General features: G+C 40.4%; 11 protein-coding genes. 5 read left to right on the top strand and 6 right to left on the bottom strand.

Annotation, left to right across the window (positions count from 1 at the left end; translation table 11 throughout):
* Positions 1-2: 2 nt before the first annotated feature.
* The gene (locus J8L73_RS07420; protein ID WP_211015797.1) at positions 3-1112 is read left to right on the top strand and encodes a GNAT family N-acetyltransferase/peptidase C39 family protein; all 1110 of its coding nucleotides are present in this window, start codon (positions 3-5) and stop codon (positions 1110-1112) included.
* Between the two features lie 17 nt (positions 1113-1129).
* A complete protein-coding gene (locus J8L73_RS07415) occupies positions 1130-1642 on the top strand; it encodes an MgtC/SapB family protein (protein ID WP_211015795.1) in 513 nt (170 codons plus the stop codon).
* Between the two features lie 344 nt (positions 1643-1986).
* Here the strand turns inward: J8L73_RS07415 and J8L73_RS07410 are convergent, their stop codons facing one another.
* Both J8L73_RS07410 and J8L73_RS07405 read right to left on the bottom strand, forming a co-directional pair.
* Positions 1987-3213: an EAL domain-containing protein gene (locus tag J8L73_RS07410; protein WP_211015793.1), complete on the bottom strand. Its 1227-nt coding sequence runs from the start codon at positions 3211-3213 to the stop codon at positions 1987-1989.
* Between the two features lie 75 nt (positions 3214-3288).
* On the bottom strand, positions 3289-4299 hold the full coding sequence (locus J8L73_RS07405) for a helix-turn-helix domain-containing protein (RefSeq protein WP_211015791.1): 1011 nt from the start codon (positions 4297-4299) through the stop codon (positions 3289-3291).
* Positions 4300-4423: 124 nt separating this feature from the next.
* Here J8L73_RS07405 and J8L73_RS07400 point away from each other — a divergent pair, with 124 nt between their 5' ends.
* The gene (locus J8L73_RS07400) at positions 4424-6331 is read left to right on the top strand and encodes a beta-ketoacyl synthase (protein WP_211015789.1); all 1908 of its coding nucleotides are present in this window, start codon (positions 4424-4426) and stop codon (positions 6329-6331) included.
* A 77-nt stretch (positions 6332-6408) separates the two neighbouring features.
* Here the strand turns inward: J8L73_RS07400 and J8L73_RS07395 are convergent, their stop codons facing one another.
* A complete protein-coding gene (locus tag J8L73_RS07395; protein ID WP_211015787.1) occupies positions 6409-7593 on the bottom strand; it encodes a heparan-alpha-glucosaminide N-acetyltransferase domain-containing protein in 1185 nt (394 codons plus the stop codon).
* A gap of 144 nt (positions 7594-7737) precedes the next feature.
* The gene (locus J8L73_RS07390) at positions 7738-8154 is read right to left on the bottom strand and encodes an MgtC/SapB family protein (RefSeq protein ID WP_211000173.1); all 417 of its coding nucleotides are present in this window, start codon (positions 8152-8154) and stop codon (positions 7738-7740) included.
* A gap of 321 nt (positions 8155-8475) precedes the next feature.
* Between J8L73_RS07390 and J8L73_RS07385 the strand changes: the two genes are divergently transcribed.
* Positions 8476-8850, top strand: coding sequence for a hypothetical protein (locus J8L73_RS07385; protein WP_211015785.1), 375 nt, complete (start codon positions 8476-8478; stop codon positions 8848-8850).
* Here J8L73_RS07385 and fghA read toward each other — a convergent pair.
* Positions 8804-9646 carry an S-formylglutathione hydrolase gene (gene fghA, locus J8L73_RS07380; RefSeq protein ID WP_211015783.1) on the bottom strand — a complete coding sequence of 281 codons (843 nt, stop codon included), beginning with the start codon at positions 9644-9646 and terminating at the stop codon, positions 8804-8806. The two genes, J8L73_RS07385 and fghA, sit on opposite strands and share 47 nt — an antisense overlap.
* A gap of 64 nt (positions 9647-9710) precedes the next feature.
* Positions 9711-10832 (bottom strand): S-(hydroxymethyl)glutathione dehydrogenase/class III alcohol dehydrogenase, encoded by a 1122-nt coding sequence (locus J8L73_RS07375; protein ID WP_211000170.1) that lies wholly within the window; start codon positions 10830-10832, stop codon positions 9711-9713.
* 131 nt (positions 10833-10963) lie between these two features.
* Here J8L73_RS07375 and J8L73_RS07370 point away from each other — a divergent pair, with 131 nt between their 5' ends.
* On the top strand, positions 10964-11836 hold the full coding sequence (locus J8L73_RS07370; protein WP_211015782.1) for a LysR family transcriptional regulator: 873 nt from the start codon (positions 10964-10966) through the stop codon (positions 11834-11836).
* Positions 11837-11910 lie beyond the last annotated feature (74 nt).

Raw genomic sequence — 11910 nt, 5'->3', positions numbered from 1 at the left:
ACATGAGTAACCTTGTTATTCGAAAGGCAATTAGTAGTGATTTAATTGCACTGATTGACGTTGAAAACGCTTGCTTTTATAACGATAAATTGAGCCCGCGCAGTTTAAAGCGCTGGTTAAATGCTAAGCACGGTATTTTGCTCGTTGCAGAAAATGGCGAGCAACTATGTGGATATGGGCTTGTGTGGTGCCATAAAGGCACGCGTTTGGCGCGTTTATATTCGCTTGCGGTATTACCCCAAATGCAAGGTAAAGGCATTGCCAAAATGCTATTAGCAGCGCTTGAAAAACAAACCAGCGAACGTGGGCGAATTTACCTACGATTAGAAGTGGCCGTAAATAACGGAAGTGCCATTGGGCTTTATAAAAGTTTGGGTTACAGAGTGTTTGGGCAATATAGTGATTATTATGACGATCACAGTGATGCGCTGCGAATGCAAAAAAATATTCGCCAAACGAGTGAGCTTAAATTAGTGCGATTAACACCGTGGTATCAGCAAACGACCGAGTTTACCTGTGGGCCTACGGCGTTATTAATGGCAATGGGAGCACTAAAGCCAACAACGGAGCTTAGCCAATCACACGAGCTGGCACTGTGGCGTGAAGGTACCACCATTTTTATGACCTCGGGGCATGGTGGTTGCCATCCGTTTGGTCTAGCACTTGCCGCTAACAAACGCGGCTTTAAAAGCGAGGTCATGGTTAATACCACAGAGCCGTTGTTTTTAGATGGCGTACGCAATGAGAACAAAAAAGTGGTGCTTTCAACAGTGCATCAACAATTTGTAGAGGGTATTGCACAGGCAAATATAGCACTTAGCTATAAAGATGTTGAGCTTGAGCATATTGAACAGTGGTTAAGTCAAGGCTTTAGTGTGCTGTTATTAATTAGCACATACAGTTTTGATGGTAAAAAATCACCTCATTGGGTGTGCGTTACCCACCTTGATGAGCACTGCGTGTATGTTCACGACCCATTTTGTGAGCCAGGAAGCGACAAACAACTCGCAATAGATTGCCAGTACGTACCTATAGCGCGCAGTGATTTTAGTAAAATGTCAGCATTTGGTGGCCAACGGCTAAGAACCGCAGTGGCCATTGCTAATAATTAATAGGTTTAATGTAAAGAGTGACTTTTTTAGATTTAATTGATGTAGCCCCTTATTCGTGGGCAGCCATTGGCACCGCCGCTTTTTGCGGTGCCATAATTGGGTTAGAGCGCCAGTTACGCGGTAAACCTGTGGGTATTCGTACCTCAGCTTTAATAACGCTGGGCACGTATTTGTTTTTATCGACCGCGTTTAACTTACAAGGGGATGTAATTGATCATTCTCGTGTAGTGGGGCAAATAATTACAGGCATTGGCTTTTTAGGTGCTGGTGTTATGCTTGCAAAAAACGGAGCCGTTGTAGGGGTTACCTCAGCTGCAACCATTTGGGTGCTTGCCTCAATTGGCGTAATGATAGCTACAGACAATTTAGGCGCTGCTATTAAACTTTCAGTGCTGGTGGTCGGTATTTTATATGGTGTAGATGTACTTGAAGCAAAATTTAAAAGCTTAAGTAAAGGCGTCCATACTAAAGTAAAAAGCTATCAAAAGCGTTACTACCGAAAAGAGTTTAACGACACAGAACGCCACTAATTTAGTGGCGTACTACGTTAAAATGTATTAGGGCGTGTTGATCTTTGATGGTTGAATTTGCAGCAGTATGTTTGGTTTTTAGGCAAGGCAGAGCCTATGAAGTGTGGTTATTCCACATAAATAGGCGATAACGCAGCATAAATGCTAAACATGTGCTGCCCTTCGGGTTCTTCCTAGGGGCGATAAACTCTTTGTTGCCTACATGGATGTAGGTAAGGGGCGTGAGCAGGATGCGGAAGCTTTGCTCGATTTTTACTTAGCCCACTAGGTTACAAACCTCGCGCCGCGATTTAATCGCCCCTAGATTGAACAAATTTCAATCCGCAAAGATCAACACGCCCTAGTTAAAGCGTGACTGCTTGATACTCTATTGCCTCGTTAATTGGCGCGGGGCGACCAATAAAATAACCTTGTACGTTATCAACGCCTAGCTTTCTAAGTGTGCTTAATTCTTCTTGATTTTCAATCCCCTCTGCAACTATTGAGCAATTAATTGCTTTTGCAAAACCACATAGCGCCTTTGCTAATAAAAACTTTCTACGGTCGTTATTTATATTTTGGGTAAGGCTAATATCAAGCTTTATAATATCGGCTTCTAATTCTAATATATGCTGAAAAGACGAAAACCCAGCGCCTACATCGTCTATTGCTAGTTTTACACCTTTTGCTCTTAATGGCTCAAGTGCAGCGCGCATAGCCTGGTAATTTGTAATAGGAGAGTGTTCAGTCACTTCTAATATTATTCTGGTGCAATCTACATCATTTAATACGTTATTAATTGCACCCGATAATATATGCGCTGGCGATGTATTAATGGTTATGTAGGCATGGGGGGCTAGTTCATCCATGCAGTGCAGGGTATTGTGTATAGCAAGTATTTCTAGTGCTTCACCTAGCCCTAAATTATCGGCATGTTTAAACCATACATCGGGTGTTTTGTAAGGCTCGGTAAAAAATCGAGAAAGCGATTCATAACCCGATAGCCGGTTAGTCGCTAGGTTAAAAATGGGCTGAAAATAAATAGTGATGGCTTTTGTTTTTATAATATTTTCAATGAGTATTTTTGTTTCAATACTTAATGTATCAGATTGTGCTTTTTGCTCTATTAGCTCGCTAGCAAGCTCTGATATAAGCTTTAAAAACGCCAAATCTTTATTATCTAAATTGTTATCAAATATCGTTTTATAGCAGCAAAAGGTGCCATAAATTTTACCTGATGCTAAAACTATAGGGACACCTATATATGAGCCTATATTTAACTTTTTGGTAACTGGCATAGCCTTAGTAATTGGGTGTTTATGCGTGTTGGGTATGATAGGTTCAAGTTCGTTATCTGAGATTTTTTTGCAATATGTTTGGCAAATAGGATCTGAATTACCAACTGATACACAGGCGTTGTTGGTTTGGTTATCGACCACTTTAAAAACGCGATCTGTTTTTGTAAACTCCGATATAAACGCAACATCCATTTTTAGGTGTTTGCGCACAAGCGAAAGCAGGCGTAATAATTTTTCGTCGATAGAGCCATCACTTTGTTGCTCAAAAAGCTGTTTTTTTATTTCATCGCTCATACAATAACCTGAATCGGGTTTTAGGTAATAGTGTAATTTATATAACAATAAAAGCCACTTAATAGCTGGTATGTGTTAGCCAAATAATTTTTTTCTCACTACTTTTCTGTACTCGCTTGGCGTTTGGCTTAGCACTTTTTTAAACACGCGAGTTAAATGGCCTTGGTCGTTATAGCCCACCTCAAGCGCCACTTCTTGAATAGTTAAATTAGATGAAGCTAATAACTCTTTAGCACCTTCAACCCGTAATTGCTGCCAATATTCTATAGGGCTTTGATTAGTTGCAAGCTTAAAACGTCGTGTAAAGGTACGGTAGCTTAAACTAAATTGTGCCGCTACTTCTTGTAAGTTTAACTCGCTGGCTAAATTAGTTTTAAGCCAAAACTGAATTTGCGCTATTAGTTCATCTGGGTGGCGGTCAACCGCGCCTTCAAGGTAGCGCTGATCTTCGTAAGGTTTACGTACTTCGTGCGAAAAGTTACGTTCTACGTGCTGCGCAGCTGCTTTGCCGTAATATTGGCTAATAATATGTACGATCACATCGGCAAGTGCATTTAAGCTTGCCACCGTATACATGCGCTCAGATTGGGTTATAAAAAAGTCGGGTTTTAGGCTTACCAATGGGTAGTCGAGGCTAAATTGTTTTGCATAATGCCAATGGGTTGTAGCAGGGTGCCCATCAAGTAACCCTGCCTCTGCAACTAAGCAGTTACCAGTACCCACACCAATTATATGACTGCCAGTTTCAAAGCTTTCTTGTAGCCATTCAACAATTTCTTTATTAGTGCGAACAACAGGGCGAGGGTTTCGCCATATGCCGGGAACTATAATTAAATCGTTATACGGTGCGTTGTCAGTTGTGCAATCGGGGACTATAGCAAGGCCAGTACGGTTTTGTATTGGTTCATTATTTTTAGCAATTAAATTTATACTAAGCGGTCTAAAATCAGCTTGGTTTAAATGGCCTTTTGCATAGGCTTCGCCGGCTCTTAGCATTTCAATGGGTAGCGTTAAGCTGGTAATAAGTAAGTGTGGGTACACACTAATTGCAATATTTAATGCGGGATTAAGCAAATTTTTATTCATCTCAAAGCTCCGACCAGTACTTTTTGGCCTTTAATGCTGAATATTTGGCTATTAAAGCACAAAGCGCTGTGGTTAATCCATTTAAACTGTGTGCTTCTCCAATAACACGCTTTAAAGGTTAATTATGACAGCATTACCTGTAATTGTAGGCATGGGCGGTATAAACGCTGCAGGCCGAACTTCTTTCCATCAAGGTTACCGCCGTATCGTGTTAGATGCATTAAACGCACAAGATCGCAGTGAAACATTTTTAGGCCTCGCCACATTAATGAACTTGGTAAGCGTTGTTGATGGTCAATTACAAGATACAAACGGTAATAATGTTGAGCAAAGCGACATAGAAGCACGCTTTGGTGAGCAAATTATTGCTGGGACGCTTATTCGTAAAATTGAAAAAGGACATTTTGATGCAGATGCCACGCCTTGGCAGCAAAAAATGACGTTAAAGTCGTCTGACGAAAACGCAATTGTATTTGAAACTCGCGCTCGTGATTTACCAACTCCTGTGCCTGCAAGCTGGAGTGTACAAGAGCTTGAGGGCAAAAAAGTAAAAGTAACGATAGCCGCAGAGCTAGACGTAAAGCTTGATTCTACACGTGATAACCCAATTAAATCGGCGGGGCAGTTTCCTACGGGGTTTGATCCATCAATTATGTATAACAGCCGTTATCAGCCACGCGGTTTGCAAGCCACTATATTTGCAGCAAACGACGCTATCAAGTCTACTGGACTTGACTGGCAACGCATAATGAATAGCGTAGAGCCAGATAAAATTGGCACTTATTCAGCCTCGGTTATTGGCCAAATGGACGATAAAGGATTAGGTGGTTTAGTTAAAGCGCGTCAGCAGGGCGATCGCGTTAGTACTAAGCAATTAGCGCTTGGTTTAAACACGATGTCGACTGATTTTATAAACGCGTACGTTACAGGAAATGTAGGTACTACGTTTTCTACCTCGGGGGCATGTGCAACATTTTTATATAACTTACGCGCTGCAGTAAACGATATTCAAGCAGGGCGCACCCGTGTTGCGGTTGTTGCAAGTGTTGAATGCGCTATAACGCCTGAAGTAGTTGAAGGCTTTGGTAATATGAGCGCCCTTGCAAATGTTGAAGGTCTGCGCCGTTTAGATAACTTAAGCAGTGAACAAGAGCCCGATTACCGTAAAAGCAGCCGCCCATTTGGCGAAAACTGTGGTTTTACATTAGGTGAAGGTGCACAAGTGACTATTTTAATGGATGATGCATTAGCACTGGAGCTTGGTGCAGATATTATGGGCTCAGTACCTGATGTATTTGTAAATGCCGATGGCATTAAAAAATCAATCACCTCACCGGGCCCGGGTAATTACATTACCATGGCTAAATCTGCGGCATTGGCAACAAGCTTATTAGGTAAAGACGCACTACAAAACCGCAGCTTTATTTTAGCGCATGGTTCTAGCACACCACAAAACAGAGTAACCGAGTCACTTATTTATCATAAAGTAGCGCAAACCTTTGCTATTGATAGCTGGAAAGTCACAGCGCCAAAAGCTTATGTAGGGCATACAATTGCACCTGCTAGTGGCGATCAGCTGGCGATTGCGCTGGGTGTATTTAGCCATAATATTATGCCGGGCATTACGACTATTGATAAAGTTGCTGACGATGTTTATGCAGATCACTTAGATATACGTAACAGTCATTACGATTGCGGCGATATGGACATAGCCTTTATAAACTCAAAAGGCTTTGGCGGTAATAACGCCACAGCCACTGTACTTAGCGCTAAAGTAACAATGCAAATGCTTGCTAAACGCCACGGTGATGAGGTTATGAGTAATTATGCAGATAAAAATAGATCTGTTGCTGCTTCGCAAAATACCTATAAAGCACAGGCTGACCTTGGTAAGTACGAATTAGTATATCGTTTTGGTGATGGCGCCATTGACGATAACGACATTGTAATAGGCGAAGATGGTATTGAGCTTCCAGGTTTTGAGAAAGCAATTTCGTTTAGTGCAAACCATTCCTATCAAGATATGTTTTAAGCACACATACTTGAATCCCAAGGCGCTTTTAAAGCGCCTTTTTCATGTCTATAATTTACTACTTAGAGAAGTAATTTCTATATATATTTGGCAATTAAGCTGTGTTTGTTATTTCGTTTCCAAATAATGTAGCGTTTAGCAAGTAAAGTGGTAAGCCCAATAACAACGGCTATAAAAGTAAGTGTAGCTACGTAGCTCATTCCATACCCTCGCGGTAAACCAACAAGAGTTTCACCGTAGGTCATATCGCTAAAATTAAGCCCTAAAACAGGGATAAGCAACCACGCTAGTGCATGCAACAAATACAAATGTACAAGGTATGAAAACATACTTGTTTTGCCAAGTACTTGTAAAAATCCACGTGAAAAGTCAGCTTTAACATTATTTAAAAGCTTAAGTGCTATAAGCCCCAAGCCCACCGTTAACAGCATAAACTGTAATGATAGCGGGTATTTGGTTGGGTTTAAAAACGACATAATGGTGTCAAAAGTATTACTGTGAATAGTAAATGTTGATGTATCACCGTATAAATTAAACCCGCGTAGCACTGCATATAACGCTAAGCAACTTGCACCGAGTAAAGCTGCGTGGTTCATTGCTTTTGCACTGTATTGTTTTGCTTTGTAATAAGCGCCAGCGCAATAAGCAAGCGCCATTAAGCCTACAATGGGAGCTACAGGGTAGGTTGTTCTTATTTTAAAGCCAAAAGGCAGTTCGAGTACATTTTTTTGATGAGCTATAGACCAAAGCGTATTTGCTAGAGTATTTGGCTCAAAACTTACATCATCAAACATATTGTGGCCAAACACTAATAGCAAACCCGCTATAAATACAGAATATAAGCCAACTAAACGAAGCAGCCCCAGCATTACAAAGCCCCAACCAATAGCCCAAATAACTTGTGCGTATAACATTGGAAATAATGGATTAAAGCTCCACGACCATGAGACGATTGTAAATTCGAATATTATAAGCACTAGCCCTCGAACAATTAAGTTATGTGCAAACGCTTTAGTTGAGACGTACTTATGTTCGGTTATGGCTGCCGAAAGGCCCGCTAAAAATACAAAAAGCGGCGCACAAAAGTGTGAAACAAAACGGGTGAAAAAGGTTAGCGGATCGGTTCCCGGAATAGTCATCGGATCGGTCACTGAATAGTTTAGGCAGTAATACATGCCATGATCTATGACCATAAAAATAATGATAATACCTCGAAGTAAATCAATGTGATGTAATCGAGGCGTTGAGTTTAGGGTTGACATTACTGAGCTCAAACAGGCGTTAAAAATTTGCCGGTATTATATGTTATATAATAACGTCACGCGAGTATGGGTATAACAAACTTTATATCACCTACAGGATGATTTTTTAAAACAAGTTATTTGCTCGATTATTAATATGTTCGATTACTTAAACTTTTTAACGTATCTAAGAGTGATAAAATTAATGACAGCTAACACAATGGCGATTTCATAACGGTTATATGCGACAGCTATACCAATTAAACCCATATTCCAAATACTGGCTGCAGTAGCCGTGCCTGACGTAGATTTGTTATTTTTTAAAATTGCACCACCGCCAATAAAGCCAATACCTGTTATTATGCCTTGCAGCATTTTAGATTGCGCCTCTGCACCTTCTAGTACCGACATAGCTATTACGGCATAGCCACACGATGCTACGGCAACTAAAGGGAAGGTTCTTAATCCTGCACCATCGTGGCTACGCTCTCTATCGTAAGCCATAGGTAGGGCGAGCAAATAGGCTATCCCTAGGTGAATTAAATTATCGATGATTTCGTTCCACTGTAAATCAATTTCCATAACGATTCCTATTGCTAAAGTATGAAAACTTATAGCAAAGGACAAGCCAAAATTTAAATTGCTATAAATCAATTGCTTAAATGATTTTTGACAAGTTGGATTATTGAAGTCTGAAAAGTTTACATAGCCATTTACACTTATTTTCAATATTTACCATTATAGTTATGTGAAAAACAGCGACTTATTTTAAGAAATAAATTTGAGTCTAGTTGCGTCAAAATACCTAAGTCACGATATGTAAAATGTTTAATATTACATATTCTTACAATGCTGCTTTCAAAGTTGTATATAATTTAGGTAATGCTTTGACCTGGATGAATTATGAGAACGCTAATTATATTTTTATGTATTATTTACCTAAGTGGTTGCACTGTGGCTGGCGCCATAATTGACGGGCAAGCACAGTCAAATGCACGTGAAAATCAATATAGCAGTATTTCTGCTCGTTCAGAGCCTTATAAAAATCCACTCGAACCTATACCTACAGATAAAAATGGGTTTAATTTTACCGATGTAGGGTTGAAAATAGATTCATTACTAATCGATTTAGTAAAAGGTGAGGGTGATACTGTACAAGTATGTAGGCAAGTGAGTAGAGTATTAAAAGAGTGTGTAGAAGTAGATAAGTCAGAACTACACACTAAAGAGACTACGCAGTCAAAAACTGACTATGAAATAATAAGTGTTGGTCAATAAAGCTGCTTATAAAAAAGTAGCTATGATCGTAGCCTGCTTGCATTTCAAGTGTAAGCGGGTAGCCTTTTTTATCAGCAATAGCGACTAAGTTTTCTGGCTTAAGTTGCTCTTGTAAAAAGCCATCGGCATCGCCTTGGCTTACTAACATAGGTAAGTAATTAGCTTGCTCTGCATTTTTCATCAGCTCGCAGCTGTCATATTGTGCCCAAAGTGCTTTATCATTTCCTAAATAACCAGTAAATGCTTTTACACCCCAAGGGCATTCAATCGGATTTACAATAGGGCTAAAAGCCGAGGCACTTACATAGGCTTTTGGGTTTTTAAGTGCAACCATTAATGCACCGTGCCCGCCCATAGAGTGACCACTAATTGATTTTGTACTTGTTATTGGAAAATGCTGTTCAATAAGCGCTGGTAGCTCATCAACTACATAGTCGTACATATTAAAATGTGTGTTGTAAGGTGCTTGCGTGGCATTTACGTAAAAGCCTGCGCCTTGTGCAAAGTCGTAGCTGTCTTCATTTGGTACGTTATCGCCACGCGGGCTTGTATCAGGTGCAACTATTGCAATACCCAGCTCGGCAGCTTTTTTAAATGCACCGGCTTTTTGCATAAAATTTTCGTCGGTACAGGTTAAACCTGATAGCCAATAAAGCACGGGTACTTTGTTTGTTTCACTTGCACCTGGTGGTAAATATACTGCAAAGCGCATAGTGCAATGTGTACTTGTTGCAGCATGGGTATATTGCTTATGCCAACCACCGGCTACTTTTGTACTTGAGATATTCTCTAACATAAAAATCCTTAAAAGCCGCAAACCTTTAAATTTGCGGCTCTTATGAGTTGTGACGTAATATGTATTAGTAATGAATTACTGTACGAATACTTTTACCTTCGTGCATTAAATCAAACGCGTCGTTAATTTCTTCAAGGCTCATTGTATGTGTAATAAAGTCGTTTAGGGCAAATTCACCCGCCATGTAGCGTTCAACAATTTCAGGGAGTTGTGAGCGACCTTTAACGCCACCAAATGCACTACCACGCCATACACGGCCAGTAACAAGTTGGAAAGGACGTGTAGAAATTTCTTGGCCAGCACCGGCTACACCAATAATTACTGACTCACCCCAACCTTTATGACAACACTCAAGAGCAGATCGCATTACATCAACGTTACCAATACATTCAAACGAGTAGTCAACGCCACCGTCAGTCATTTCTACAATTACTTCTTGAATTGGCTTGTCGAAATCTTTTGGGTTTATTAAATCTGTTGCGCCAAGTTTCGTCGCAAGGTCAAATTTACTGGTGTTAATATCAACACCAATAATACGACTAGCGCCTGCCATTTTTGCGCCAATAATAGCTGATAAACCAATACCGCCAAGGCCAAATATAGCCACTGTGTCGCCTGCCTTAACTTTGGCCGTGTTTGTTACAGCCCCCATACCCGTTGTTACACCACACCCTAGTAAACAAATTTCTTCAAGCGATGCTTCTTTGTTTACTTTAGCTAATGAAATTTCTGGCAGTACTGTGTACTCAGAAAATGTAGACGTGCCCATGTAATGATAGATTGGTTGGCCGTCTTTAAAAAAGCGCGTTGTGCCGTCTGGCATTAAGCCTTTACCTTGTGTTTCACGTACTGCTGAACACAAGTTAGTTTTGCCAGATGTACACATTTTACATTCGCCACATTCAGCTGTGTATAAAGGAATAACATGATCGCCCACTTCAACACTTGTTACGCCTTCGCCAACTGCATATACAACGCCTGCGCCTTCATGGCCTAAAATAGCGGGGAATATACCTTCAGGATCTTCACCTGATAAGGTAAATGCATCGGTATGACAAACACCAGTAGCAGAAATTTTTACCATTACTTCGCCTTTTTTAGGCATCATCACATCAACTTCTTCAACGCTTAAAGGTTGGTTAGGGCCCCAAGCAATCGCTGCTTTTGATTTTATAAATTCAGACATGTGTTTATCCTTTGTAGTGGTATTAAATATCAATTGTAGACCCAATTTGTTTGGGTGATGCGACCATTGTATTTGTTTCTCATATAATGATAATCTTTGATTTATTAAAACACTTTTACAGTATGGTAATAATGGCGCGTTGGGACGGGATTGATGAATTTATAGCAGTCGGTGAAGAAGGGAGCTTTACTGCTGCGGCAAAAACGCTAGGACTTTCGGTTGCGCATATTAGCCGGCATGTAACCGCCCTTGAGCAACGTTTAAATACCCAGCTTTTAACGCGTACAACCCGAAAAGTTGTTCTTACAAAAGAAGGTGAGATTTTTTTACATCAAATAAAGCATTTACAGCATGCAATGGACGATGCTACGCAAGGCCTTGCAACACATCAAACTGCGCCTAAAGGAAAAATTAAGTTAACGGCCCCTGTTATGTATGGGGAGACATTTATTATGCCTATTGTGCACAATTTTATGCACGATCACCCTGAAGTAGAAGTGATTGCCACCCTAAGTAACGAACAAGAAGATTTACTAGAAGGGGGGTTTGATTTAGCAATACGTTTAGGGCATTTAAAAGATTCAAGTTTAAAAGCACGAAGGCTAAGTGCTCGGCGCTTTATTATGTGTGCATCACCTTCGTATTTAAGGCGCTTTGGTGAGCCACATACGTTGGGAGAATTAAATAATCACCAGTGCTTAATAGGTAATAGCAGTTATTGGCGCGTACACGAAAGTGAGCGTGAAAAACACATTAAAATTGCTGGCAGGCTTCAGTGCAATAGTGGGTGGGCACTTGTTGATGGTGCTAAAAAAGGCTTAGGAATTGTGCAACTGCCTGACTACTACATAGGGGGCGAGATTAACAGTGGGGAGCTTGTGCCTATTTTAACGTCATATCAACCTAAGCAAGAAGGTGTGTGGGGCGTTTATCCGCCGCGTCAATTTGTAGCTACTAATGTACGTGTATTACTGGATTATTTAGTTGCCGGCCTCAAAGAATAAGATAGGCTAAATAGATTGCTGGAAAATCAGCCAAGCCTCAGATTTATAAATTATTTCTTACATTTATGTTCATA

It is taken from the genome of Pseudoalteromonas sp. MMG006 (genome assembly GCF_018101025.1).
Lineage (GTDB): Bacteria > Pseudomonadota > Gammaproteobacteria > Enterobacterales > Alteromonadaceae > Pseudoalteromonas.
The sequence above is the reverse complement of the archived record's forward strand: the minus strand, read 5'-3'. Positions and strand labels throughout refer to the sequence as shown.